The following is a 25,708-nucleotide window of genomic DNA, read 5'->3' on the forward strand; positions in this document are numbered from 1 at the left end:
TCAATCCCTTCCGCCAAATACCTGCAGCCCCCAATAGACCAGGGTGGCCAGGGAACCGATGGCTGCGACCAGGTAGGTTCGCGCCGCCCATTTTAGGGCATCTTCGGATCCTTTGTACTCGTCCGGGGTAACCATGTTTTTTTGTTTCAGCCAGGCGAGTGCGCGGTTACTGGCATCGTATTCCACAGGGAGGGTGATAAAGCTGAACAGCGTAGCCAGGCCCATCATAATCAGGCCCGCCACGGCGATGTAAAAGCCCATCCCGGCACCCGAAGCGGCCCCCAGGATCAACCCGCCAAACACCACCCACATGGACAGCCCGGAAGTGATACTCACCACGGGGACCAGGCGGGAACGCAACGTCAGCCACTCATAGGCCTGGGCATGCTGGACGGCGTGTCCGCATTCGTGGGCGGCTACTGCGGCAGCGGCAGCATTTCGCTGGCTATAGACGCCCTCGCTCAGGTTCACCGTCTTATTCCTCGGGTTGTAGTGGTCGGTGAGCATCCCGGAAGCGCTCACCACCTTAACATCCCGGATACCGTGGTCCGCCAGCATCTTTTCCGCAATTTCGGCCCCGCTCATCCCATTGCGCAATTGCACCTTGGAATAATGGCGGAATTTTGATTTCAATTTATTGCTGACCAGCCAGCTCACCAGGGCAATGGCGCCGATCAGTATATAATATCCCATCATGGTCTTGTAACTTTAATGTTCTAAATGTATTACTTCTACAGCAAAAATCCGGCCATACCGGCCGGATCCGCGCATTGCAGTTCCAAATGGGTTAAAACTGACAGAATGTACTGTCAGACCAGGACACGGGCACTCAGGTCGAAGGCCTCGCTGATTTCCGAATAAACTACCTGCCCGTCCACGATATTCAGACCCTTTTTCAGGGATGGATCGGCGGCACAGGCGGCCTCCCAGCCTTTGTTGGCCAGGTTCAGCACATAGGGGAGGGTAACGTTGGTCAACGCCAGGGTGGACGTATAGGGCACCGCTCCCGGCATGTTCGCGACGCAGTAATGCACCACGTCGTCGACAATATATTCCGGGTTCTCGTGGGTAGTGGGCCGGGTAGTCTCCACACAGCCTCCCTGGTCTACGGCCACGTCCACAATGACCGTCCCCGGCCGCATGCAGCGAAGCATGTCCCGGGTGATGAGCTTCGGGGCCCGGGCCCCCTTGAGGAGGACGCCGCCCACGATGAGGTCGTGCGTCCGGATATGCTTGCGGATGTTGTATTCATTGGAATATTCGGTGACCACATGGCTGGGCATTACGTCGTTGACGTACCGCAGCCGTTTCATGTTGATATCGAGCATGGTTACGTGGGCCCCGAGGCCTGCTGCCATTTTGGCCGCCTGGATCCCCACGGTACCGGCGCCGAGCACGAGAACCCGCCCCGGGGGCACCCCGGGCACCCCGCCCAGAAGCACGCCGCGTCCCTTCTTGGGCTTCTCCAGGTATTTGGCCCCCTGCTGGATGGCCATCCGCCCGGCCACCTCGGACATGGGCGTGAGCAGCGGCAGCGTCCCGTCCGAATCCTCGACGGTCTCATAGGCAATACAAACGGCCCGGCTGTCGATCATCGCCTGGGTGAGCCGCTGGCTGGAGGCGAAGTGGAAATAGGTGAAAACCACCTGGCCCTTCTGCACCATGTCGTATTCCTCCCGGATAGGCTCCTTGACCTTGACGATCATCTCGCTCAGGGTATACACCTGACCGATGGTATCCAGGATATGCGCCCCGACTTTTTTGTAATCATCGTCCGAGAAACCGCTTCCCGCCCCGGCACCCGATTGCACGTGTACCGTATGCCCGTTGTGGACCAGTTCCATGACGCCGGCCGGCGTCATCCCGACCCGGCTCTCGTTGTTTTTAATCTCTTTTGGGATCCCGATAATCATTTGTCGCTTGATTGGTTGCTATACAACAAAGATGTAGTAAAAAATTGAATGCAAACCAATTTTTCGACAAAACAAGGGGGTTGGCCTGTCAAAAAGCAAGTGTTTTTCATGTTGACCCCCTATTTTTTTGGGGGTAACAACTATTTATTAAATATTATTAACGACACACCCCTATCCGACGATGTTGACAATTTTGCCGGGCACGACGATGACCTTTTTGGGGGTCCGGCCCGCGAGTTGCTGCCGGGTTTTTTCGTTGGCCAGCACGGTCTTTTCGATTTCCTCCTTGCTCATATCCAGGGGGAGTTCCAGGGTGAAGCGCATTTTACCGTTGAAGGAAATGGGGTATTCCTTGCTGCTCTCTATCAGGTACTTCTCGTCGTAAACCGGATAGGGTTCCCGCGCCACGGATTCCGAGTGCCCCAATTGATGCCAGAGTTCCTCGGCCATGTGGGGCGCGTAGGGCTCAATGAGCACCACCAGCGGTTCCAGCACGGCGCGAGACCGGCAGTTGCTCGCGGTTAGTTCGTTGGCGCAAATCATAAACGTGGAGACGGACGTGTTGAAGGAGAAGGCCTCGATGTCCTCGGTTACCTTTTTGATGGTCTTGTGCAGCGTTTTCAGGTCTGCCGCGGAGGGCGTGTCATCCAATACCTCAAAGGTGCGGTCCGGCCCCTGGTGGAAAAGGCGCCAGAATTTTTTCAGAAAACCATACACCCCGCTAAGGCCGGCCGTGTTCCAGGGTTTGGACTGTTCCAGGGGCCCGAGGAACATCTCGTACATCCGCAGCGCATCCGCCCCGTACTCCTCGCAGATCTCGTCCGGGTTGACGACATTGTACTTGGACTTGGACATTTTCTCAACTTCTCGATCCACGTAGAATTCCCCGTCTTCCCCAACAAATTCCGCGTCTTCATATTGGGGCTGCCACTCTTTCAGGCCAGCCAGGTCCAGCGCATCGGATGCATTCACCAGACCGACGTCCACGCGTATGGCATCTGTCGCTTCACGATCCGCCAGTCCTTTGCTGAGATATGTCTGCGTGCCGCTTTTGCGGTACATCAGCGCACTCGTGCCGAGGATCATCCCCTGGTTGATCAGCTTTTGGGCATATTCGTCTTTGGGCACCCAGCCGCGATCGAACATAAATTTTTGCCAGAACCGCGAGTACAGCAGGTGGCCCGTGGCGTGTTCGCTTCCGCCTATGTACAGGTCCACGTCCTCCCAATAGCCGATAGCTTCTTCAGAGACCAGGGCCTGGTCGTTGCCCGGGTCCATGTACCGGTTGAAGTACTGGGAACTTCCCGCCCAACCCGGCATGGTGTTTAATTCCAGCGGGAACACGGTTTTGCGGTCTATCCGGGAATTCTCCACCACGGCTTCCTTTTCGGTATCCCAGGCCCATCGGGTGGCGTTCCCCAGTGGGGGTTCCCCGGTTTCCGTGGGCAGGTATTTTTCCACTTCGGGCAGTTCCAGAGGGAGGCAGTGCTCCGGCAACAGGCGGGGCAACCCGTCTGCGTCGTAGTATACGGGGAATGGTTCCCCCCAGTATCGCTGCCGGCTGAATACCGCGTCGCGCAGGCGGTAGTTGATGGTCCCTCTGCCCAGGCCTTTTTCCTCCAGGGCGTCGACCACCTTCCGGGTGGCGGCTTCCCGCCCCAGGCCGCTGATAAAACCGGATTGGGCAATCACCACCCCGTCCTTCTCTTCATAAGCCCCCTCTTCCAGGGACACCCCCTCAAAGATATTCGGGATGGGCAGCTCGAAATGTTTCGCAAAATCGTAGTCCCGCTGGTCCCCGCAAGGCACCGACATCACCGCCCCGGTACCGTATCCTGCCAGCACGTAATCCCCGATCCAGACCGGCACGGGCTCCCCGGTGAGGGGATGGGCCGCATAGGCCCCGGTAAAGGCCCCGGATACGGTTTTCACATCCGCCATGCGGTCGCGTTCCGAACGGCGGGAAGTGGCTTCGATATACGCCTGCACTTCCTCCTGCTGCTCCGGGGTGGTGATCCGTCCCACCAGCTCGTGCTCGGGCGCCAGCGTCATAAAGCTCACCCCGAAGATCGTATCGGGCCGGGTGGTGAATACCTCAATGTCGAAGGATTCGGCCTGATGGGCGTTTGGCACGGTTTTAAAAATCACCGAAGCCCCGACCGAGCGGCCGATCCAGTTTGTCTGGGCATCCTTCAGGGGCTGGGGCCAGTCAATTTCGTCCAACCCGTCCAGCAGCCGCTGGGCATAGGCGGTAATCCGCATCATCCACTGGGTCATCTTTTTGCGCACCACCGGGAAGCCCCCCCGTTCGGATACCCCGTTGACCACTTCGTCATTGGCGAGTACCGTCCCCAATTCCGGGCACCAGTTTACCTCTGCCTCGGCCAGGTAGGTAAGCCGGTACTTCAACAGCATGCGCTGTTGGTCCGCCCGGTCAAAACCCTGCCAGTCGGACGCGGAAAAATCCGGTGTGTCCGCATCGCATACCGCATCCACGGCGGCGTTCCCCCCGGATTCAAAGCGATCGACAAGCTCCCGGATGGGCCGTGCCTTATCGGTCTCCCGGTCGTACCAGGAATCGAAAAGCTGCATAAAGACCCACTGGGTCCACCGGTAGTACCCCGGGTTCGAAGTCCGCACCTCGCGGCTCCAGTCGTAGGAGAATCCCAGGGCATCCAACTGCTCCCTGTAACGGGCGATATTCGCCTCCGTGGTGATGGCCGGGTGCTGGCCGGTCTGGATGGCGTATTGTTCGGCCGGCAACCCAAAGGAATCATACCCCATGGGCTGTAGTACGTTGTAACCCTGGTGCCTTTTGAAACGCGAATAGATGTCGCAGGCGATGTAGCCCAGCGGGTGGCCGACATGCAATCCCGCGCCCGAGGGATACGGGAACATCGTCAGCGCATAGAACTTGGGATTATCGGAAGGGAACTCCGCTTGAAACGTCTGGTTATCGGCCCAATATTGCTGCCACCGGGACTCGATTTCCTTAAAATTGTACTGCATGTCTCAGGGGTAAACCAACCGGGGCGGAACCCCCGGTCATTAATTTGCGCAAAAATAAGGGGAATCCGTTTACTTTCCTATTTTTACGGTGAATTGGGCCAGGGCCTGGCGCCGGGTCCGGACCTGCCGGAACCCGTCCGATACAACTGCCCGCCGGTTCCGGTATTCATTGAGCAAGCGCTATGAGCAAGTCTTTTGAACGCTACCAGAAACGGAAGCTGATATCCTCTTATTTTTCGGTGACTCTGAGCATCGGTCTCGTGCTCTTCCTCCTGGGAATACTCGGGCTGCTGGTGCTCAACACCCAGAAACTCGGCGACCATTTCAAGGAACAGATCACGATTTCCGTGTTTTTCCGGGATTCCGCCAAACAGGTGGAAATTGACCAGCTCCAAAAAAGCCTGGTGATGGCGGACTACACCAAATCGGCCGTATACGTATCCAAGGAGGAAGCCGCCGAATTGCACAGCGAGGAGATCGGCGAGAATTTTATGGAATTCCTCGGGTACAACCCCTTAAAAAACTCCATTGACGTCCAGCTGAACGCCGCGTTTGTCTCCCCGGTACAGGTCGATTCCATCGCCGGGGTCATCGGGGAAAAATCTTTTGTGGAAGAAGTGAGCTACGACCGGCCCACCATCGAATTGCTGAGTGAAAACGTCCAGCGGATCGGGCTGGGCATCCTGGTGGCCTCGGCGGTTTTCACGCTGATCGCCGTGCTGCTCATCAACTCCTCCATCCGGCTTTCGATCTATTCCCGCCGGTTTATCATCAAGACGATGCAAATGGTGGGAGCCACCAAGGCTTTTATCCGCCGGCCGTTTATCGCCACCAGTGTCAAACTCGGGATGATCGGAGCCTGCCTGGCACTTTTGGCACTCTACGGCCTGCTGGTTTACCTGGACGGCAACTTCCCGGAACTGGGACTGCTGGACGACCTCCCGCAAATCGGGTTGCTCTTTGGGGTCGTTTTCCTGCTCGGCATATTCATTGCCGGAATCAGCACCTTTTTTGCCACGCAGCGCTTCCTGAACCTGCGGACGGACGATTTATATTATTAGGTTCATTACCTTTGTCGCATGAGTAAAAAACACAAATCCCCGGAAAGCCAGAAGCCCAAGCGGGAGTTTATATTCCAGAAGCGAAACTACATACTCATGGCTGTCGGCCTCGGCTTTATCGCCCTCGGCTATATCCTGATGGCGGGCGGGGGCAGCGACGACCCGAACGTCTTTAACCCGGAAATCTTCAGTTTCCGGCGTATCCGCCTGGCGCCTACCCTGGTCCTGATCGGGTTGGGGATTCAGGTCTATGCGATTCTCGCGAACCCCCACAAGAAAAAATCCAGCTAGGATCCTTGGAGCTCATCGATGCCATCCTGCTCGGGATTATCCAGGGACTCACCGAATTCCTCCCCGTATCATCCAGCGGCCACCTGGAACTCGGCAAGGCCCTCCTGGGCGACGACTCCCTGCCTGAAGAAAGCCTGCTTTTTACGGTGGTACTGCATTTTGCCACGGCCCTCAGCACCCTGGTGGTCTATCGCCGGGACGTAGCTGAAATCCTGGGCGGGCTCTTCCAGTTCCGCGACAACGAGGCCACGCGGTTTTCGGCGAAAATTGTGCTGTCCATGGTCCCGGCTGCACTGATCGGTTTCTTTCTGGAGGAACAACTCGAAATGTTTTTCGGGGGCAGCATCGTCTTTGTCGGCTGTATGCTGCTGATTACGGCCTTGCTCCTCTTCCTGGCAGACAGGGCCCGGCAGACCCAGCGGCCCGTTTCATACGTCAATTCCTTTGTAATCGGCATCGCGCAGGCCGTGGCACTGCTCCCCGGCATCTCGCGGAGCGGGGCCACGATCGCCACCAGCGTCCTGCTGGGGGTCGATAAATCGAAGGCTGCCCGTTTTTCCTTCCTGATGGTGGTCCCCCTGATCCTGGGCAAAATCGCCAAGGACCTCCTGGACGGCGGCCTTGTGTTCGAAAGCGGGAATACCGTGCCCGTTGCGGCCGGTTTTGCGGCAGCGTTCCTCTCGGGCCTGCTGGCATGCACCTGGATGATCCGCCTGGTCCGCAACAGCAAACTAACCTATTTTGCCGTATATTGCCTGCTGGCAGGTCTCCTGGCCATCGGGTTGGGAACCTGGCTCGCCGGTTAACCCGGCACCCCCAAAGAACTACAATTGGAATTTAGCAAAGAATCCTACCTAAGCGGTCAGGTCCTGCTGATCGACAAACCGTACGAATGGTCGTCATTCCAGGCGCTGAACGCTGTTAAATGGACGCTCCGGCGCGCTTTTTCCCTCAAGAAAATCAAGGTGGGGCACGCCGGGACCCTGGACCCGCTCGCCACAGGCCTGCTGTTGATCTGCACGGGGAAGGCCACGAAACAAATTGCCGGCCTGCAGGGCCTGCCCAAGGAGTATACCGGGACCATCCGATTGGGCGCAGTCACGGCGTCCTACGACCTGGAGACCCCCCCGGAAGGCACCTACCCCACCGAACATATTACCCCGGAGGCCCTTTTGGAGGCAACCCGGGCCTTTACCGGTGAAATCCGGCAACAACCCCCTGTTTTTTCAGCGATTAAAAAAGACGGCAAGCGGCTCTATGAGTACGCCAGGCAAGGCCAGCAAGTGGATATCCCTACCCGCGTGGTCCGGATCGATGCCTTTGAGCTGACCCGGATTGCGCTGCCCGAAGTGGATTTCCGCGTCACCTGCAGCAAAGGCACCTATATCCGCTCCCTGGCCCATGATTTCGGGCAATTTCTGGGTTCCGGGGCGTATCTTTCTGCATTGAAAAGAACCAAAACGGGTCCGTATTCCGTAAATAAAGCCCATACCCCGGACGCATTCCGGGAAGCATTTCGGGAAAAGGGCTTCGATGTCTGACCCGTTACACGGCACATGGACAACATCGGCGGCCGCAGTATCCGGCGCCGGCATGAAATAAAATACAGAAATAAGGGTTATTAGGATTATGCAGTTGAACCGCAGTCAATTATCGCTTCTCATTACCGGCTTTACGCTGGGAATCGTGGTATTGACCCTGTTCAACATACATCTGGGCAGCGTACAGGCCGAGGAGTACGTAATCGAGATGAGCCTTTCCGAGGAAGACCTGGAGACCCTGGTGGAGGAAGAGCAGGAGGTGGAGGAGACCCAGCAGGCCGACGTCGAAAGCCACATGGCCTTTAACGAGACGGCGAAACCCAGTTTCGGCAATCCCGAACCCCTGAAAACCCTTCAGGAAATCCTCGAGGAGCGCCAGGAACTCTCCGACTCAGACCCCGGTTCCGACCTTTCGGAAGACAACGCAGCATTTTCGGATCACCTCAGGGAACTCGCACAAAAACGGGAAGCTTCCCGGGAGTTGCTGGGGGAAAAGGAGGCTGTAAAAAAAGAGTACACGAATTACCTGAAGGACAAGCGGACTTCCATCTCCTATTCCCTGGTAGACCGCAATGCCTATGAGTTGCCGCCCCCCATCTACACCTGTATCGAAGGGGGTAAAGTGGTGGTCAACATCGAAGTGGACCGCCAGGGGTATGTCACCGATGCACACTTCAACGCGAACAGTTCCTCCACATCGAATGGCTGCCTGGTGGAGAATGCGATCGCCTATGCGCAACGGGCGCGTTTCAGCCCGGCCACCCGGGACGGGCAGAAGGGCTCGATTACCTATCTCTTTATCAGCAAATAAGTTCGCTTGCAGGCCCGGATCGGCCCCGCCGCAGACCCTCCGGCAACAAGCTAGAGCCGGCGTTTCTTGATCATCCCGCCCCGCGTATCGCTAATACGGTGCATCACCACAAAGGCCCCGGGGTCAATTTCATCCAGTTCACGATACAACCTGCTGATTTCCAATCGCGTGATCACCGAAAACACCGCCTCGTAGCTCCGGTGGCCTCCGCTAACCCGGTAACCGCCCCGGGCGGGTAACAGGGTCACCCCGCGCCCGAGTTTCTCGATAAGCATTTCGCGGATTGCGTCGCTTTTCTCCGAAATGATCGTCACCCCGTGATATTCCTCCACCCCGTCTACCACAAAATCGAGCGTTTTGGATGCCGCCAGGTAGGTGAGCATCGAATAGAGGGCCGCTTCCAGGGAGAGCAGGTAGGCGGCCGCGACAAAAATCACGATATTGATCATCACGATTACATCCCCGATTTTCACCCGCAGTTTCTTACTCAGGTAGATGGCCAGGACTTCGGTGCCGTCCAGCACGCCGCCTCCCCGGATGGACAGGCCGATCCCCGCCCCGAGGAAAAAACCGCCAAACACGGAAACGAGCAACGGGTCGTCCGTCACTTCCGGGTACTCGAACAGGGTCAGGGAGACGGCCAGGCCCAGGATGGCCAGGGCGGCCCGCAGCACAAAACCCCGTCCCACCACCCGGTATCCGAAGACCAGGAATGGGATATTTACCAAAACGATGAGCAGGGCCAGGGGTGCGTCCGCCACGCTGGAGATCAACAGGGAGATCCCCGTGGCGCCCCCGTCGATAAACCGGTTGGGCAACAGGAAACTTTCCAGGCCAAAGGCGGCCGAGGCAATCCCCAGCACGATGTAAAAGGTGTCTATCAGGATATTCCGGGCGGTGCGGCTGCGTTGTTTCATGGCGGTTGCGGGTTTGGACTGCGTCGCGAATTTACACTGGCTGGCCGTTATATGGATACACGGCGGGTCTTTTCTGCAACCCGGAGTATCCGCTGGCGCGCTGCTCGATGCCTTCTCAGGGTTGTTCCCCAACCTCCTCCTGCCCCAGCGCCAGTGCCTGGAAGAGCTTCGCCTTGGCAGAAAGGAACTTGTTGCCCACTTCATTCGATTTCAGGCGGGCGTCGATCAGGGCCCGTTCCCGGGAGTTGATCAGGAACACGGAACTCTCTCCGAATTCAAACTTCCGCTCCTCGGCGCGAAGCAGCTGATCGTAGTCCCTGACAATATCCCGGATCAGGCTGTTCTGGGTCTCAAAGGACTCCAACTCGGTAAAGATACCCAAAACCTTGTTCCGAATCCCCACCTGGGTGCTGAGCCTTTCGAGTTCCGTATCCCGAAACCGGATTTTGGCCAGTTTGAGTTCCCCCCGTTCCTTCCGGAGGAACAGCGGCATCCGGAAACTGAGGCCCCCTTTGTACTGACCCGTATCGAAGGAGTTCAGCAATTCGGGCGTCTCGGTCAGGAAGTTGTATTCCAGGTCAATCTCGGGGAGCAACCGGCTGGCCTTCAATTGGCGCTCCACATCGAGGGCCTCCAATTTATACTGGAGGGAGCGCAGCTTCGGGTGTTCGGCGGAAATCCAGTCTTCGCCCAATTCCAGGTCCAGTCCCAGGGCCCGGTCTACGGACAGTGCCGGATTGACCTCGGGAACCACCCAGGGTTGGAGTTCCACGGGCAGGTCGTCTTCCAGCCACAAATAGGTAGACACCTCCAGGGCGGCCTGTGTCGTGCGAACCCGGGCCTGTTCCAGGCTGAGGCGCCGGTTGGCAAAGGCGATGCGCGCCTCCACCGTGTCGATGGTAGGCCGGTCCCCGGCCAGGGCACTTTGGCGGATGCCTTCCAGCCGCACCCGGGCATTCCGCACAAACCCTTCAAAAACGGCGAGATCCTGATAGGCCTGCAACCAGTCAAAATACGCCAGGGAGGCCTCAAAAAGCAGGGCGTTTACCAGGAGCTCCAGATCTGCCTGGCTCTGTTGGCGGTAGAGCCGGGCCTTCTTCAGCACCGCCATCCTTTTATCCATCCAGATACCCCGGCCAACCGATACGGAAACCCCGGCGCTGTACAACCCCGCGTCCGGCAGGGCCTCGTCCGGGTTCAGGAAGGCCCCGTCATTCTCGGAAAACTGCCCCTTGAATTCCACGCCGTACCAGGTGGGAATCTTAAAAGTGGCGTTCAGGCGGTCGTAGTATTCGGTGCCCTTGAACTCTTTCCGCTCGAGGTCTACCTCGAGTTTCGGATCGAAGCCACCGCGGGCCTGCAACAAACCGGCTTCCCCCGCGTCCAGTACGAGCCGCGCCTGACGGGCCAGCGGGTGGAACTGTTTGACCTGCGCAATGAATTCCCGGAACCCCAAAACCAGGGTGTCCGATTGGCCTTCCGGGTTGCCGGCCCGTTCGGGGAGGTTGCCTGGTTGGGCCTGAAGCCCCGCCAGGCAGCAGATGCACGCGATGAGAATCACCGGTATCTTCATGGCTGGTTTTTTCCGCTTAATCCCGCCGCCGACCGCTCCGGGGTGTAGTAGTTTGGCGGGAATCCGTTGAGTTGCCGCCAGACTTCAAACCAGATGGGTACATCTTCGAGCAATGCCAGACTGTTCGCCCCGGACCCGACGCGGATCTTGTCCGGCCAGGGGTGGTCGTCCGGGTCCGGGGCTATCAATACGCGGTACTTGCCATTTGGGCTGATATAGGTTTCGATGGCCACAACAACCCCCCCGTAGGTCCCGAAGGAGATATTGGGCCACCCGCTGAACACGATGGCCGGCCAGCCGTCAAACTGGATCCGGAACTTCTCGCCCACGTGGATGAGCGGCAGGTCGATGGGGGAAATGTAGGCTTCCACCGCCAGGTCTACGGACGCCGGCATGATGCTCACCAACTGTTCGCCCTCCTTGAAGGTCTGGCCGATCCCGGCCTGCAGCGCTTTGTTGACGTACCCTGCCTGGGGCGCGCGGATCACGTTCAATTCGCGCCGCCGCTCGTAATTCGTGAACTGATTCTCCAATTTGGTCACCTGGGCCTCCGTATCGAATTGTGCCGACTGGGCCGTAAATAGCTCGCTTTGCGCTTTGGCGACCTTGTCCTGATACTCGGCCTGAATGCGCCCCACCTCCATCCGGGCGTTCAACACCTCATTCTTGCTCGCCAGCAACTTGTTTTCCGCCGATATGAGCTTCGCCTGCGCCTCCTGGAGCTTGAGCCGTTTCTCTTCCACATCCGTGACTGCCTTGAGACCTTCCTCCTCGAGGGTACTGGTCCGGTCGTACTGCCGCTGGGCAATGGAAATCCCTGTACGGGCAGCCTCCAGGTCAATACTGTCGCTCTTGACTTTTAACCGGGCCTGCATGAGCTTATTCCGCGTCTGTTCGAGTTTCAGGGCCTGCTCCTGGCCCAGGGCGGCTACCTGGTTCTCCAGTGCCCGTACCTTCTCCTGATAGGAGCCCACCGACCGGCTTTTCGCATCGATCTGCTGACGCGTGCGGTCTACGAGCTGCGGGTCGAAGTATTCGTCTTTGACTTCCGACATGACCAGGATCGTATCGCCTGCAAGGACAAAGTCCCCTTCCCGGACATGCCATTTCTCGATCCGTCCGGGGATGGGAGATTGCACCGTCTGGGGCCGCTGGTCGGGCCGCAGCGTGGTGAGGTACCCCGTCCCGCTGACGGTCTGTGTCCAGGGCAAAAACAGGATGATCACCGCAATACCTGCAAAGGCCAGCAGGAAGCGATTAAAATGTTTGTAGTACCGCTGGTGGATCACCAGTCGCCCCGACTCGAATTGCCGCAGGTCCACGTCCCGGTTCAGTCTGTTCTTCGTGATATTCAACATGGGCCGGAGTCTTTGATTAATCTGCCGGAGTCCATCTCCAGAACACGGGCGCACTGCTCTTCCCAACGGTCGTTGGAACTAACCACTACCAGGGACCAGGGATTGTCATTATCGGTCAGGAAATCCATGATTTCACTGGCTTCCCCGGGTTCAAACTGATCCAGGGGGTCCTTGAGCGCAAGGAGTTTTGGCCGGTTCAGGATACTCCTTGCCAGCACGATTTTCCGGGCAACCACATAGGGGAATTGCCGTCCTTCCGGATAGATGACCGTTTTGAGGCCCTGGGGAAGCGCCTTGACAAACGAGAGCAACCGGATTTGTTCCAGGGCCCGGTACACCTCCTCCATGGGGATGTTCGGGTTGCCAAAGGTCAGGTTTTCGAGCAAAGTGCCTTCAAAGGGCGTTTCCTCGGGCAGGCACTGCCCGAGCTGCGAGCGGTAATGGTTCAGCAGCATGCTGTCCAGGGAAATCCCGTTGGCAAAAATCTGCCCCGAATCCGGCCGCAATATCCCGGTTATGAGCCGAAGCAACGTGGTCTTGCCCGAGCCGGACGGGCCCTTGATCACGATGCGACTCCCGGGGGGTATTTGAACGGAAAAGTGATCGATGATCGTTTTCTGCTCGTCCGCAGAGTGGTAGGTAATCTCCCGGAGTTCTACATCCAGGGTTTCAGATTCATCCAGCGGGGTCTCCCCTTCCAGGGGCTCGAGTTCCTTGTCCACCACCTGCCCGAGTTTTTCCAGGGACGTGAGCAGGTCGTATGCGGATTCCAGGCCGAGAATGAGCTTTTCAACCGAGGTGATGACCAGCAGGATGATAATCTCCGCAGCGACAAACTGGCCGATATTCATCTGCTGGTTCAGGACGAGCAAACCGCCGATAATGAGTAACCCCGCCGTGACCAGGACTTTAAAGCCGATCATCTGGATAAACTGCAATACCAGCACCCGGAAATGGCTCTCCCGGGCCTTCAGGTAACGGGTTACCAAATGGTCGTTCTTATCGACGGCCAGGGAGGTTTTCCCGGATAGTTTAAAGCTTACGATGCTCCGGGCCACTTCCTGGATCCAGTGGGCCACCCGGTACTTGTGCTTGGATTCCTCCAAACTGGTCTCCAGCCCCTTTTTTGCCGTTAACTTAAATACCGCATAGATCAGCAGGAGCAGTAAAATGCCGTAGGCGATGAAAAACGGGTGGTAGAAGGAAAGCAGCAGCAGGCCCAGGAGAATCTGGAGCAGGGCCGCCGGGAAATCGATCAAGATCTTGGAAAGCGATTTCTGAACGGTTAGCGTATCAAAAAAACGATTGGCCAGTTCCGGCGGGTAAAAATGGGTCAGCTCGCTCATCAGGATCTTCGGGAACCGAAAGGCAAATTCAAACGAGGAACGGGTAAATATCTTTTGCTGCAAATTCTCGATGATTCGGATCTGCATCAGCTGGAGGACGCCGACAAAGACCACCCCCAGGGTAACGAGAATTACCAGTACAATCCAGGAAGTGCTCACCTGGGCCCCCTGTATCAGGTTGATGATTGCCTGGATTCCAAGCGGCAGGGACAAATTGACAAGGCCCGCGAAGATTGCGTAGTAGAATACCTGCAGGATGTCTTTCTTCTCAAGGTTCAGGAGCCCCATCAGGCGCTGCCAGGTAGTCATAATCGCTTTTGCCATGGTTGGGGGTAGGTTATTTTCGGATTGTGTTGGTTACCAGGTGAATGAAAAATCGCGTATGGTTGCGCACCCCCTCGAGTTCGGTGAGGGAGGGGAAGTGCTGCTCGAGGAAAAATTGATGCAGCGATCCCTCAATAACCGAACTGGACAGGGAAACCGAATAGGGATACTCTGGGTTAACTGCCCGGATCATATCGGCCAGCCTGTGCACAAGGCGTTTGTAAATCTCAAAGTACCCGTCCCGGTTCTGCTGGTCCACCTCCCGGGTCAGGAAGGGTTTCGAATACTCATTGACCACAATCTGGTGGAGGGCCACCTCATCGATATGTTCATAGGAGGCATCGGTAACCACCGGGCGGGTGAGCGTATCGATGGCGTGCTCCAGCCGGCTGGACGGATCCGAAATGGCATGTGTTTCCTGAACGAGTCGGAGTTCCAGCCAACCCCAGTACCAGGAGCAGAGGTAGATTAAAAATTTATGTTTGTTCTCAAAATACCGGTAGACAGAGCTTTCATTCGACCCGATTTCCTGCCCGAGTTTCCGGAAATTGAACTTTTCCACTCCCATCTCGGAGATCATCGCGATTCCGTAGCTCACCATACGCTTTCCCAAACGGGTAGTCTGCGGGTCTTTCAAATACAGTCCCGGGTTGATCGACACTTCCATATTCCGGATTAACGCATCCATATTGCGATTCTTATATCAAAGATAACCATCCGCTACTATCCAAATTTTGTTCAAATATAATAGTAAAACTCTCAACAAATATGGGTTTAACTATTATTTAACGATAGTATTACTATCATTTTAATATATTCGCAATAATTAACTTTGATAATCCTAAATGTCCATTTTATGAGAGCTAAAAATTTCATATTGACAATTGCGGCGCTGCTTTTTGCTGGGTTTTCGGCCCAGGCACAACAATCAGACGTCCGGGAAGGCAGTACACTGGTCCTCGGCCAGGCCGATGCCCACGGCTATGACCACATTGACTTTCCCCGTAAAAATTTCATTATCAAACGTGGGGCGATTGCCGATTTCAACCGGCTCCAGGGCATGGAAGTCGTCGTGGTTGGGCAGACCAGCCGCAACGGCGAAACCTGGGTGACCCTTGAGCGGGCAGACGGAGGGAAGTTCTTCCGCTTCATGCCCCGGGTGGAAGCCCGACTGGACCAGGCCATGGAAGCCGGGGAGCTATCCCGTTCATGACCCCGTTGACCGGTACCCGTTTTTTCCGTTTCTTGCACATATGGAGAAACACCGATGTGGTTGGTGCCTGGGCGATCCGCTCTACGTTACCTACCACGATGAAGAATGGGGCGTACCGGTAAGGGACGACCGAAAACTGTTTGAATTCCTGACCCTGGAGACCTTCCAGGCAGGGCTCAGCTGGATTACGGTCCTGAAAAAAAGAGCGCATTTCCGCCGGGTGTTCGACGCGTTCGACTACCGGCGGATTGCTTTTTACGGTGAAGACAAAATCGCCGAATTGCTGGCCGACCCGGGTATTATCCGGAACCGCCTGAAGGTCCGCGCAGCCGTTTCCAACGCCCGGGCCTTTATGGAGGTCCAGGAAGAATTCGGGAGTTTCAGCGAGTATATCTGGGGCTTTACGGATGGCAAGACCATTCGCAACGCGGTAAAAAACTACAAGGAAGCCCCGGCTACCACCCCCCTTTCCGACAAGTTGAGCAAGGACCTCAAAAGCAGGGGGTTTAAATTCGTGGGCTCCACGGTGGTGTACGCGCACATGCAGGCTACCGGCATGGTTAACGACCACGAAGTAACATGTTTCCGATATGACCAGGTTTAATTCATCCGGAAGGCTTCAGGCTTTCGTTTTCATCCTGCTGCTAGCTCTTGCCCCCGCCAGCGCCCAACAAAAACAGGAGCGCGAATTCCGTATCCGAAAAGCCCAGTTCCCGGAGTCGGCCCGAGAGGTGATGGAACCTTACCTGGAAGGTGTCAGGCGCCTGAGGTACTACAAGGAAATCGACTCGGCCCGCAGCAGTTTTGAAATGAAATTCAAACACCGGCGACTTCACTACAGCATTGAGTTTACCCCGGAAGGTGAGCTGGAGGATGCAGAAGTCCGTATCAGGTCGGTTGATATCCCTAATGAAACCCTGGAAGCCATTCAGGCCCACCTCAAAGGAACCTACGGCCGGTACCGGGTACGAAAAATACAGCAGCAGTATCCCCGGGCTTCCTTCGAATCGGATTCCCAAACCCTGAAAAACGCCTTCCAAAACCTGCTCTTGCCGGAAATCCGGTACGAACTCGTTATCCAGACCCGCCAGGATTCCGGACTGGCCCACTATGAACTCCTGTACGACAGCGAAGGCCGGCTATTGCGCATCCGGGAATCTTTGCCGCCGAATTACAATCACGTCCTCTATTGACGGTTGCGGCTTTGGATCTCATATAACATACCTGATAAACGGATATCGCCAGCATGAGCAAACCACCACTTCGTTTTACCCCCCGGATACTTTGTCGGTTGGCGATCCGTCTCGGTTTCCTGGCAGTTGGCCCGCTGGTATGGGGACAGGGAGAATTTACCGGCTATCTGGAGCCTGCCATCAACCTGAATTACTCCCTCGGCAAGGGATTCTCCCAAAACGTTTCGGCAGGCCACCGCATGTATTATTCACGGAACGGGGCCGCCGAGCTCCAGGGCCGCCAAGTAGATCTGGCCCTGTTCACTTCGGTCGCTTTTTTAGGGAACCAAAGCGTTGGCCTCGGGATACAATACCGGTTCAGAAAACCTTTTGAACCGGACCGTACCAACGAAATTAGGCTCACCCAGCAATACAACCGCACTTTTCGGCCCCGCGTCATCCGGATCGGCCACCGCCTGCGATCCGAACAGCGTATCTTCCCGGATCAGACCGTCCACAGGTTCCGGTATCGGCTGGCGTTCGACGGCCCGTTGCAAGGGGAGCGAACCGATGTAGGCGAGTGGTATTGGGTAGGCACCCTGGAGCAGTTGCTGAGCGTCTCGAGGTCGCAGTCTGCCGAATGGGATGTCCGGGCCGGGGCGGAGCTGGGTTACCTGGCAGCGGATGGCGTCCGTACAGAACTCGGGACGGAATACCGGCGGGAGGACTTTACGCATACCGGCGGGCATGAATTATTCTTTACCATGACCCTGGTCCTCTCCCTTTAGGAGGTCCAGGAATTGCGCCCGCGAGACGAGTCGGGCGCCCAGGCTTTCCAGGTGGGGCGTATGCACCTGGCAGTCTATCAGACGGTAATTCTTCTCCTCCAGCTCCCTTACCATATGGATAAATGCGACCTTGGAGGCGTTGGATACGCGCGTAAACATGCTTTCCCCGCAGAATACTTCCCCCAGGTCCACCCCGTAGAGGCCGCCAACGAGTTCGCTTCCCTGCCAGGCTTCATAGGAGACGGCATTCCCGGCCTCGTGAAGGCGGATGTAGGCCGCCTCCATCCCCGGGGTAATCCACGTACCGTCCTGGCCCTTTCTGGAAGTTTCTGCACAGGCGGATATCACCTCCGCGAAGCATTGGTTTTTGGTTATCCGAAAGGTTTTCTTCCCTATAATTCGACGCATGCTCCTGGTTATTCGGAGCTCATCCGGAAACAGGACCATCCGGGGGTCCGGGCTCCACCACAGGATCAGGGAATCATCGCTAAACCAGGGGAAAATCCCCGAACGGTATGCCAGCATGAGCCGCTCCGGTTTCAGGTCGCCCCCCATGGCCAGAAGCCCGTCCGGGCCGGCGCTGCGGGCCGGGGGAAATACCAGGGCATTACCCAGATACGGGACAGGTGCGTGGGATGGGGGCATTTTTACCAGGGAGTTTGGGTTTAAATAAATGGGGTTTTTGAGCCCGCCCATGCAACAAGCAAGAACCGGTACAAAAGGGCCCTTTATTACTCCTTGCAAAGGTACAATCCCTCACCAAATCAACAGCCCGGCCAGGTAGATGCCACCGGCAGCACACATAAACAGGAGGGTAAAAGGCAGGATTTCCCGGGCCTTCAACCGGGTGATCCCGAGTAAGGGCAGGGCCCAGAATGGCTGGAGCATATTCGTCAGCTGGTCCCCGTATGCCAGGGCCATCAAAGCCTTTTCCAGCGGCACTTTCAATTCCAGGGCCGCCTGAAGGATGATGGGCCCCTGTACTGCCCATTGTCCGCCCCCGCTGGGGACAAACAGATTCACCAGTCCGGCGCTGAAAAACGTGAACAACGGGAAACTCCGCTGGGTGCTGACAGCGATAAAAAAGTCCGAAACACGATGGATAAGCCCGGACTCCGTCATGATGCCCATGATCCCGAAATAGAGCGGGAACTGGATGAGGATCCCAGCCGTATCACCGATGGCCGTTTCAACTGCCCTCAGGAAATTCCGAAAGTTGCCGTGCAGGAGCAGGGCAAGCCCGAACATAAAGAAATTCAGCATGTCCGGGGTCAGGTTTAGTTGCCTGAGCTGCGGCAGGTATTGCAGCAGGAATGCAGCCAAAACGAGTGCCGCAAATAAACGACTCAGCCACGGGGATCGGTCTGCCCGGTCCCCGTCCTGTTGTGGGTCCGACTCGGTTTCCGCTTCGGGTACGCTCTGAGGCAGTTCCACAGGGCCTGTCCGGGTGGTGCGTCCCAGCCAGTATGCCAGACCGCTGACAACCAGCCAGACCACCAGGAAAATACCGAGGTTCCAGGGGCCGAAAACCGTCTCCGAGGTTGGGATGCTGCCGGGAAGGGCCGCCAGGGATGCGTCGGGCAGGATGCCCTCCAGCAGGTTGTGGATATGTCCGGGTTCACTGGCTTTGATGGGGGCAGAACCGCTGATACCCCCGTGCCAGACCATCAGCCCGAGATACCCGCAGGCACCAATAAGCGGATAATTGATCGGGATGCCCCTGTCCCGGGCGTGTTCCCCCACCTTTCGGGCGAGCAGGGCCCCGAAGATCAGGCCAAGGCCCCAGTTGAAGAAGGAAACGAGCATCGTGGTGGAGGCCACCAGCAGGGCGGCCCCGGCCGCATTGCCTGCCCGGGCGGTCAGGGCGGATAGCAACTTTTCGGCAGGCGCGCTGAGTACCAGGACATGGCCCAATACCAGGATGAGCATCATCTGGTAGGCAAATACGAGCAGGTTGCGGTTCCATAGCCCGGATTCCCAGGCCCTGAGCGTTCCCGCCCAGTTGTTGGTCCCGTCCGGGTAAACCCCAAACACTCCTCCCAAAAAAAGCGCCAGCAGGCTGAGGATAACAGCAATGGCGAAGGGGGACGGTAAAAACCGCCTGAAAAGAGCCTCTATTGTCCGGGTAACTGACATGGTTGTGCCGGGTGGGCCCGGCGCCGATATCCCTTAAAACGGCAGGTCGTCGTAATCCTCTTCCTTGAGGTTGTCCGCCGGCTCAAAGGCATCGGCCGGGGGTACCGGGGGAATGTCATCGCCCGGGGTCGCTTCCTGAAGGTTCTCGATGCGCCAGCCCTGGATGGAATTGAAATACTTGGTATCGCCCTGCGGGCTTACCCATTCCCGACCGCGCAGGTCGATGCTTACCTTGACTTGCTGGCCTACCTGGAACTTGTCCAGCAGGTTGGTCTTGTCCTGTACAAATTCCACCAGCAGGTGCTGCGGGTACTGTTCGTCCGTGGTTACTACCATTTCCCGCTTGCGGAAGCCATTGCTTCCGTATGTTTTGGTTTCCTCGATTACTTTGATGGTTCCTTGAATCTCCATGCGTCTCGCTTGTATTAATTGTAAATTTCTATTCGATTTAATGGGCCGGGTACCAAACCCGGTATTCTTCCGCTTTATGTCCCTGCTTACACCTGTTATAACCTAGTCCGTCCCTGTGGCAGCTTTGCCTGTTGCAGCTTTGCCTGAACCTATTCCAGCCCTGCCTGCGTCTATTCCAGCCCTGCCTGCTTCATTCCAGTCCAGCCAACAACAACTTCCACGCGGTATGCACGTCCCCGCCTTCCAGGTATTGCTGTGCCCTGCGGTGCAGCGCCTCGGTATCCCGGGCGCTGATTACTTTCCGGGCGTTGACGTCCGCGGAAACAAAGGCGCTGACCTCGGCGGTATCCGGCAGTTTTTCCACGTTGCCAAGCCTTCCGAGGTCGTTGCCGGTCAGCACCTTGCTGAGCCGTATGGGTTCCGGGATGGCGTCTACCCCTATGCCGAGGCTCGACAGCGGCTTCGGGACTTCAAAAAGCCCGGCAGCTGCCCGGCTGTACCAGTTTCCCCCCAAACGGGCCACCAGGTCCATTTTCTTGGGATCGGGCAATCCCGGAGGGGACAATATATTTTTTTTCAGGTGGATTTTGACCACCTCGCAGAATATCAGGTTCCCGGAGCCTCCCCCTTCACCCAACGGCATGATCCGGGTTACCCGGCACTCAAACTGGGCCGGGGCTTCGGCCACCCGGTAGGGTTTCACCAAATCGGAAGGCACCATGCCAAACCCCGCCTTTTCAAATTCGTTCACCCCTTCCGGGTATTCCGTGCTCGCCAGGGACATCTGCTGTACCATTTCATAGGACACCATATTGACGACCACCTCCCGGGTCTTTTCGGCATTCAGCAACGTGTGTTTTACCGTATTGTCCCGGACGCGCCTGGCCGGCGAAAAGATGAGCACCGGCGGGTTGGTCCCGAAAACATTGAAATAACTGAACGGCGCCAGGTTGGGGGTTCCCCCGGCATCCACCGTGCTTGCAAAGGCGATGGGACGCGGGGCTACCGCACCGAGTAAAAACGCGTGTAACTCCCGTGTTTCCAAGTCTTCCGGCAAGAGTGACAGGGTGCCTGAGGTCATGGGGCAAAGGTAGGTAAAATTACATCGAATGTGCAATCCCGCTCCGGGATCCCGCCACAACATTTCCGCCCAAATTGAGTTATATTTAACCGAATGGTCCGCGTGGAGTTGCCAACCGGCAGACTGCCCGGAAAACCAAAAAAAATCCGCCAAGGGGGCATGCGATTCAATCCGCCAAAGAAAATCCTGAACGCCATCCTGCTGATCACGTCCTTTGTGATCGTCAGCCTGATCCTTTGGAACACAAATAGCTTTTTCAGGAAATTCAAAGAAGAAGAGCGCAACAAGATGGAGATATGGGCCACGGCCCAATCCGAACTCCTGCGGCTTTCGGAAGAGCAAGAACTCGGAAACCTGCACCTGCGGGTGTTCCAGAACAATACGAGTACGCCGATGATCCTCGTCAATTCGGACGGTTCCTACCGGATCAACAACATGCCGGACGTCTCCCCGGAAGACGAGGAGGAAATCGCGGGCCGGATTGCGACATTCCGGTCGGAAAACACGCCCATCCGCATCGAGTACGAAGGCGAGTTGCTCGCCACGCTTTACTACGGGAATTCCGAGGTACTCAACAAGCTGAAATATTACCCGGTGGCCCTGCTCCTGATCATCTTCCTGTTCGGCGCGGTTATTTTCTTCTTTTTCAAGACCAATAAGGCATCGGAACAGAATAAACTCTGGGCGGGCATGGCCAAGGAAACTGCCCATCAGATAGGGACCCCCCTGACCTCCCTGCTGGGTTGGAACGAGTTGCTGAAGTCCGAGGAACTCAACCCGAAGATTACCGCGGAGATCGAGAAGGACATCGGCCGGCTTCAAACCATTACCGAGCGGTTTTCCCAGATCGGCTCGACCCCCCGCCTGGAGACGCTCGACATTGTGGAAGAAACGCGCAACGCGTTTGATTACCTGCGGGTGCGGAGTTCCAAACTGGTCCGGTTCAGCTTCCACTCCCGGGCGGAATCCCTGCCGGTGCTGTTGAATCGCTCGCTGTATCACTGGACCATTGAGAATATTGTAAAAAACGGTATCGATGCCATGAAGGGCAAGGGGGACATCTCCCTGGAGATCGCCCCGGACCCGCCCCTGGTGCATGTACTCATCACCGATTCAGGCCACGGCATCCCGAAAACCCGCTGGAATACAATCTTCGACCCGGGGGTTACCAGTAAAAAACGCGGTTGGGGCCTCGGACTTTCCCTGGTGCGCAGGATTGTAGAGGAGTACCACCAGGGGAAAGTGAAAGTGCTGTCTTCCGGCAAGGAAGGCACCGTAATGCAAATCTCGCTGCGCATAAAGAATTAGCTATGGGAAAACAAGAGCAAGTAGTTATCAAGGAAGCGCCTCTGAGCAACAACTGCCCGGAGTGTTTTAACCAGGATATGACCCTGCGGTTTTACCAAAAACACCGATTTGGGTGGCTGTATCACCGCATCAGCCCGGAAGTCACGCGGGAACTGGAATGTAACACCTGTAAAAATGTGATTTACCCGGTAAAATGGACGGAGGATATTGACAGGAGCGTGGAATACTACGAAAAAGCGGTCCGCCCGGAGCGGGCCCGTATCCATTTCAAATCGTCGTTCTACGTCTTTGTATTGCTGGGGATTTGCCTGGTAGGCGCCCTGGTGTATATGTATGTGGAAGGCCTGTTCTGATCCTTTGGCAGGGCCTGGCTATTCCCTGGAAGGGCTTTTCCTGATGCCTGGGGAATCTGTTTTAAAGCCCGGGGGGCCAGACCTGAAGCCGGGCGGGCGGTTTCCAAGCCCGGGGAGCCTTCTTTCAACTAACCGATCTGGCGGCGAATGGCTGCTGCCGTTTCCTCAAATTCCGATTCGGTTAGCTTATCCTTTTTTCCAAAGGTCGCATCCGCCATGCTGTTGAGGGGGATCAAGTGGACGTGTACGTGCGGGACCTCCAGGCCGATGACGGTGAGCCCCACGCGTTTACAGGGGATGGCCGCTTCGATCCCCAGGGCTACTTTGCGGGAAAACCGCATCAACGCTTCATAGGCCTCGGCGTCCAGGTCGGTAAGCTTGTCCACTTCCTGTTTGGGGACGCAAAGCGTATGTCCCCGGCTGTTCGGGTTGACATCGAGAAAGGCCAGGTGGGCCTCATCCTCGGCTACCTGGTAGCTGGGTAATTCGCCCCGGATGATCCGCGTAAATATACTGGGCATGTGATGTTGGTTTTGTCCCGCCAAGATACGAAAAATCCGGGCGTATAAGGGTGGGCGTTCCAGCGCCGGCACCCTGAAGGGCAGGCCATGGCGTTGCCTCCAGGCCCTTTCAGCCCAGGTCCAGTTTCCGGTAAAGCAGGTAGGAATAGACCAGGGGCACCAGGACGATAACGGATGTCACCCCAAAGAACAGGTACATGAGCCAGGGTCCGTTTGCCAGGGCGGCCACAAGCACTATCAGCAGGCCGCCGATTAACCAAAGCACCCCGCCCAGGCGGTGTGTCTTGTTCCAGATTTCGGGGTGTTCCAGGGTCCACGGGGTCCGGATCCCGATAAAGTAATTCGGCCGGACGGTTTTGAAATAGTTGCCCAGGAACGCAAAAAGCAGTCCGATTACCGCCAGGAGCGGGGCGGGCGATAGGGTGCCTTCCGTCCGGGTCATATGGATGATGACCACCGCCAGAGCCGCCATACAGACCGTGACGATATATTTCAGTTGGGTGTACTTCACGCCCATCTCCCGGATTTTATTCTTGGGGTCGATGGCCGGTACGGCCAGGAATATCAGATAGACCAGCCCGGTAGTCAGAATCGGTATCAGCCACAACTCGGATTTATCTCCCCACCGGTCGATTTCCCCGCGGATATTCCAGTGCAGGGGCACCCGCTCGGGCAGCTGATTCCATTGCAGGGCGAGGTAAATAAAAGGTGCGGCCACAATCAGAAGTATGGGCCATTCGGTTCGCAGGGAAGTTTTCATCGTTTATTTTTTTAGGTCCAGGACCCACTGCAACAGGTCCTCGACAATGGTGGTATTCAGTGAGTATAGCATAAACTGCCCCTGGCGCCTGCTGGAAACCAGGCCCGCCCGCTTGAGGAGGTCCAGGTGGTGGGAAATGCTGGGTTTCGAGATATTGAACTGGTCCGCAATTTCCCCTGCACTCAGGTCGCGCTCCTTGAGCAGTTGCAGGATTTCCCGCCGGGTGGGGTCGTTCAGCGATTTAAAAAGGGTATTCAATAATTATATATTTAGATAAATATCTAATTATTATTTCAATTGTGCAAATGGGTCAGGTTTCGGTGGTTCGGACCCGGGAGTGCCCGGGCCGAAGGCGCGTTATAAATTAACGGGTAATCTCGAGCACATCGAACTTCAAGGTGCCGTTCGGGACCTGGATCTCAGCGGTATCCCCCACTTTCTTTCCCAACAGGCCCTTGCCAATCGGAGAGGTAACGGAGATTTTTCCCGCCTTCAGGTCGGCTTCGCTTTCGGCCACCAGCGTATAGCTGAGTTCCTGGCCGTTTTGCTGGTTCCGCAGTTTCACGGTGGAGAGGACCAGGACTTTGGAGGTGTCCAACTGGGATTCATCAATCAGTCGGGCATTTGCCACCACCTCTTCCAATTTGGCTATTTTCATCTCCAGCAGGCCCTGGGCCTCCTTGGCTGCATCGTATTCGGCATTCTCGGACAGGTCGCCCTTGTCGCGGGCTTCGGCTATGGCCTGGGAGGCTTTCGGCCGCTCCACGTCGCGCAGATGATTCAACTCGTCCTTCAGCTTCTTCATCCCTTCGGGCGTATAATAGGATACCTTACTCATATCATCCGGATTTTATAAAGAGAAAATCCCCTGCAAAACCTGTGCTGCGTACAGGTTATTTAGAGAGGATTTAACGCAAATATAGGGATTTTTTACTGATTTTTGTGCCAGAAGCCCGAACCCGATGCGCCCTAGCCGCTTAATTTACAAGCTATTCCTGTCCGTTTTGCTCCTGGCATGCAGCAACGACGCAGGCAACCGGAACCCGAACCTGCAGGAGCTGGGGTTCCGCTTTGAGATGAACCTCAACCTCCCGCTCTACAGCCCGCTTACCAGTACGGGAAACCCGGTATATATCGGAAATGCGGGCGCGGGTATCCGCGGCTTTTTTGTGATGAATACGGGCTTTGACCAAATGCGCGCCTTTGAAGCCAGCTGCCCGAACCATCCGCCCAACGGGTGTTCCACCATGCAAATCGACGGGCAGAACGCCGTCTGCCCCTGTGAAGACTACACCTACAGCCTCTTCACCGGGCAGATGTTTGACCCCCCCGACGACGGGGCACGCTACTACAACCTGCTCGAATACCGGGCAACCCGAAGCGGGGATGTCGTCACCGTCAGCAACTGACCGGCTAATCGACTTTACTACCCTCCGGTTTACTACCCTCCGGCGCGATACCGCTGCATCACCTCCTTAAATAACTCGGCCGTGGAGGGGGGCGTATAGGAGATGGCATTCGCCCCGGCCTCCAGGGTCTCCCGGATGGTTTGTTCCGTTTTGCCCCCGGTGCCGATAATGGCGATATCCGGATCGAACCGGCGGATTTTCCGAATGATCGCCGGGGTGTTCTCCGCCCCCGACACGTTGAGGATATCCACGCCGGCACGGATCCTTGCGGGAAAGTCCTCATCCGCAGAAACCACTGTTACTACCACGGGAATGTCCACCTTGCGCTTCACCTGCGCCACGACGCGGTCCGGCACGGGTTTGTTGAGCACCACCCCAATGGCCCCCTGGAATTCGGCGTGCAGGGCGAGTT

Annotated in this window: 29 protein-coding genes and 1 pseudogene; 12 read left to right on the forward strand and 18 right to left on the reverse strand. The window is 56.7% G+C overall.

The annotated features are described in order from the left end of the window. From AC3DKS_RS14310 to leuS, 3 genes are all read right to left on the reverse strand, one after another. Positions 1-696, reverse strand: coding sequence for a zinc metallopeptidase (locus AC3DKS_RS14310; RefSeq protein ID WP_041326998.1), 696 nt, complete (start codon positions 694-696; stop codon positions 1-3). 113 nt (positions 697-809) lie between these two features. Continuing rightward, entirely contained in the window at positions 810-1,913 is a 1,104-nt protein-coding gene (gene ald, locus AC3DKS_RS14315) for an alanine dehydrogenase (protein WP_272607074.1), read from the reverse strand. Positions 1,914-2,084: 171 nt separating this feature from the next. Further along, positions 2,085-4,922 (reverse strand): leucine--tRNA ligase, encoded by a 2,838-nt coding sequence (leuS, locus tag AC3DKS_RS14320; RefSeq protein WP_474732181.1) that lies wholly within the window; start codon positions 4,920-4,922, stop codon positions 2,085-2,087. 182 nt (positions 4,923-5,104) lie between these two features. Here leuS and AC3DKS_RS14325 point away from each other — a divergent pair, with 182 nt between their 5' ends. The 5 genes from AC3DKS_RS14325 (at position 5,105) to AC3DKS_RS14345 (ending at position 8,626) form a co-directional block, all read left to right on the forward strand. After that, on the forward strand, positions 5,105-5,983 hold the full coding sequence (locus AC3DKS_RS14325) for a cell division protein FtsX (protein ID WP_015753645.1): 879 nt from the start codon (positions 5,105-5,107) through the stop codon (positions 5,981-5,983). An 18-nt stretch (positions 5,984-6,001) separates the two neighbouring features. Further along, a complete protein-coding gene (locus tag AC3DKS_RS14330; RefSeq protein WP_015753644.1) occupies positions 6,002-6,274 on the forward strand; it encodes a DUF3098 domain-containing protein in 273 nt (90 codons plus the stop codon). Between the two features lie 5 nt (positions 6,275-6,279). Beyond that, positions 6,280-7,080 (forward strand): undecaprenyl-diphosphate phosphatase, encoded by an 801-nt coding sequence (locus AC3DKS_RS14335; protein WP_015753643.1) that lies wholly within the window; start codon positions 6,280-6,282, stop codon positions 7,078-7,080. 24 nt (positions 7,081-7,104) lie between these two features. Beyond that, on the forward strand, positions 7,105-7,815 hold the full coding sequence (gene truB, locus AC3DKS_RS14340; protein ID WP_474732184.1) for a tRNA pseudouridine(55) synthase TruB: 711 nt from the start codon (positions 7,105-7,107) through the stop codon (positions 7,813-7,815). Positions 7,816-7,903: 88 nt separating this feature from the next. Next, positions 7,904-8,626, forward strand: a complete 723-nt coding sequence (locus tag AC3DKS_RS14345; protein ID WP_015753641.1) for a TonB family protein — start codon at positions 7,904-7,906, stop codon at positions 8,624-8,626. 50 nt (positions 8,627-8,676) lie between these two features. Here the strand turns inward: AC3DKS_RS14345 and AC3DKS_RS14350 are convergent, their stop codons facing one another. From AC3DKS_RS14350 to AC3DKS_RS14370, 5 genes are all read right to left on the reverse strand, one after another. After that, a complete protein-coding gene (locus tag AC3DKS_RS14350) occupies positions 8,677-9,543 on the reverse strand; it encodes a YitT family protein (protein WP_015753640.1) in 867 nt (288 codons plus the stop codon). 115 nt (positions 9,544-9,658) lie between these two features. Further along, the gene (locus tag AC3DKS_RS14355) at positions 9,659-11,116 is read right to left on the reverse strand and encodes a TolC family protein (protein ID WP_015753639.1); all 1,458 of its coding nucleotides are present in this window, start codon (positions 11,114-11,116) and stop codon (positions 9,659-9,661) included. Further along, positions 11,113-12,474 carry an HlyD family secretion protein gene (locus AC3DKS_RS14360; RefSeq protein ID WP_272607072.1) on the reverse strand — a complete coding sequence of 454 codons (1,362 nt, stop codon included), beginning with the start codon at positions 12,472-12,474 and terminating at the stop codon, positions 11,113-11,115. The genes AC3DKS_RS14355 and AC3DKS_RS14360 overlap by 4 nt, the downstream gene beginning before the upstream one ends. After that, on the reverse strand, positions 12,468-14,144 hold the full coding sequence (locus AC3DKS_RS14365; RefSeq protein WP_474732187.1) for a peptidase domain-containing ABC transporter: 1,677 nt from the start codon (positions 14,142-14,144) through the stop codon (positions 12,468-12,470). Before AC3DKS_RS14365 ends, AC3DKS_RS14360 begins: the two co-directional genes overlap by 7 nt. Positions 14,145-14,157: 13 nt before the next feature. Continuing rightward, positions 14,158-14,832: a TetR/AcrR family transcriptional regulator gene (locus tag AC3DKS_RS14370; protein WP_015753636.1), complete on the reverse strand. Its 675-nt coding sequence runs from the start codon at positions 14,830-14,832 to the stop codon at positions 14,158-14,160. A 168-nt stretch (positions 14,833-15,000) separates the two neighbouring features. On the opposite strand from AC3DKS_RS14370, the gene AC3DKS_RS14375 reads away from it, so the two are divergent. From AC3DKS_RS14375 to AC3DKS_RS14390, 4 genes are read left to right on the forward strand one after another with little or no spacing between them, the layout of a single operon-like run. Then, on the forward strand, positions 15,001-15,357 hold the full coding sequence (locus AC3DKS_RS14375; protein WP_041326997.1) for a hypothetical protein: 357 nt from the start codon (positions 15,001-15,003) through the stop codon (positions 15,355-15,357). A 40-nt stretch (positions 15,358-15,397) separates the two neighbouring features. Next, a complete protein-coding gene (locus AC3DKS_RS14380; protein WP_015753634.1) occupies positions 15,398-15,961 on the forward strand; it encodes a DNA-3-methyladenine glycosylase I in 564 nt (187 codons plus the stop codon). Next, positions 15,948-16,550 carry a hypothetical protein gene (locus AC3DKS_RS14385; RefSeq protein WP_272607070.1) on the forward strand — a complete coding sequence of 201 codons (603 nt, stop codon included), beginning with the start codon at positions 15,948-15,950 and terminating at the stop codon, positions 16,548-16,550. Before AC3DKS_RS14380 ends, AC3DKS_RS14385 begins: the two co-directional genes overlap by 14 nt. Before the next feature lie 53 nt (positions 16,551-16,603). After that, positions 16,604-17,317 carry a DUF2490 domain-containing protein gene (locus tag AC3DKS_RS14390; RefSeq protein WP_272607069.1) on the forward strand — a complete coding sequence of 238 codons (714 nt, stop codon included), beginning with the start codon at positions 16,604-16,606 and terminating at the stop codon, positions 17,315-17,317. On the opposite strand, the gene aat is transcribed toward AC3DKS_RS14390, so the two are convergent. The 4 genes from aat to AC3DKS_RS14410 form a co-directional block, all read right to left on the reverse strand. Then, a complete protein-coding gene (gene aat / locus AC3DKS_RS14395; RefSeq protein ID WP_272607068.1) occupies positions 17,282-17,962 on the reverse strand; it encodes a leucyl/phenylalanyl-tRNA--protein transferase in 681 nt (226 codons plus the stop codon). The two genes, AC3DKS_RS14390 and aat, sit on opposite strands and share 36 nt — an antisense overlap. A 111-nt stretch (positions 17,963-18,073) precedes the next feature. Then, positions 18,074-19,453, reverse strand: a complete 1,380-nt coding sequence (locus tag AC3DKS_RS14400; protein WP_272607067.1) for a short-chain fatty acid transporter — start codon at positions 19,451-19,453, stop codon at positions 18,074-18,076. 33 nt (positions 19,454-19,486) lie between these two features. Then, positions 19,487-19,864 carry a DUF3127 domain-containing protein gene (locus tag AC3DKS_RS14405; protein WP_015753629.1) on the reverse strand — a complete coding sequence of 126 codons (378 nt, stop codon included), beginning with the start codon at positions 19,862-19,864 and terminating at the stop codon, positions 19,487-19,489. Positions 19,865-20,054: 190 nt separating this feature from the next. Further along, on the reverse strand, positions 20,055-20,945 hold the full coding sequence (locus tag AC3DKS_RS14410) for a flavin reductase family protein (RefSeq protein ID WP_272607066.1): 891 nt from the start codon (positions 20,943-20,945) through the stop codon (positions 20,055-20,057). 159 nt (positions 20,946-21,104) lie between these two features. Here AC3DKS_RS14410 and AC3DKS_RS14415 point away from each other — a divergent pair, with 159 nt between their 5' ends. Further along, entirely contained in the window at positions 21,105-22,253 is a 1,149-nt protein-coding gene (locus tag AC3DKS_RS14415; protein WP_015753627.1) for a sensor histidine kinase, read from the forward strand. A 2-nt stretch (positions 22,254-22,255) separates the two neighbouring features. Beyond that, complete coding sequence (locus tag AC3DKS_RS14420) at positions 22,256-22,606, forward strand: hypothetical protein (RefSeq protein WP_272607065.1); 351 nt, start codon at positions 22,256-22,258, stop codon at positions 22,604-22,606. 128 nt (positions 22,607-22,734) lie between these two features. Here AC3DKS_RS14420 and AC3DKS_RS14425 read toward each other — a convergent pair whose 3' ends face one another. The 5 genes from AC3DKS_RS14425 to AC3DKS_RS14445 all read right to left on the reverse strand — a co-directional run bounded on the left by AC3DKS_RS14425 (position 22,735) and on the right by AC3DKS_RS14445 (position 25,140). Next, entirely contained in the window at positions 22,735-23,127 is a 393-nt protein-coding gene (locus AC3DKS_RS14425) for an HIT family protein (protein ID WP_272607064.1), read from the reverse strand. Positions 23,128-23,236: 109 nt separating this feature from the next. After that, positions 23,237-23,887, reverse strand: a complete 651-nt coding sequence (locus tag AC3DKS_RS14430) for an SdpI family protein (RefSeq protein ID WP_015753624.1) — start codon at positions 23,885-23,887, stop codon at positions 23,237-23,239. A gap of 3 nt (positions 23,888-23,890) precedes the next feature. Continuing rightward, complete coding sequence (locus tag AC3DKS_RS14435) at positions 23,891-24,145, reverse strand: autorepressor SdpR family transcription factor (protein WP_474732197.1); 255 nt, start codon at positions 24,143-24,145, stop codon at positions 23,891-23,893. A 106-nt stretch (positions 24,146-24,251) separates the two neighbouring features. Next, positions 24,252-24,725: a transcription elongation factor GreA gene (greA, locus tag AC3DKS_RS14440; RefSeq protein ID WP_015753622.1), complete on the reverse strand. Its 474-nt coding sequence runs from the start codon at positions 24,723-24,725 to the stop codon at positions 24,252-24,254. Between the two features lie 151 nt (positions 24,726-24,876). Beyond that, positions 24,877-25,140 carry a hypothetical protein gene (locus tag AC3DKS_RS14445; RefSeq protein WP_394330204.1) on the reverse strand — a complete coding sequence of 88 codons (264 nt, stop codon included), beginning with the start codon at positions 25,138-25,140 and terminating at the stop codon, positions 24,877-24,879. Between AC3DKS_RS14445 and AC3DKS_RS14450 the strand changes: the two genes are divergently transcribed. After that, complete coding sequence (locus tag AC3DKS_RS14450; RefSeq protein WP_187289184.1) at positions 25,135-25,296, forward strand: Rieske (2Fe-2S) protein; 162 nt, start codon at positions 25,135-25,137, stop codon at positions 25,294-25,296. The genes AC3DKS_RS14445 and AC3DKS_RS14450 overlap by 6 nt on opposite strands. 32 nt (positions 25,297-25,328) lie before the next feature. Here the strand turns inward: AC3DKS_RS14450 and AC3DKS_RS14455 are convergent. Next, positions 25,329-25,708 (reverse strand): annotated as a pseudogene (locus tag AC3DKS_RS14455) (hydrolase); the annotation flags it as partial.

This window comes from Robiginitalea sp. (assembly GCF_982776155.1).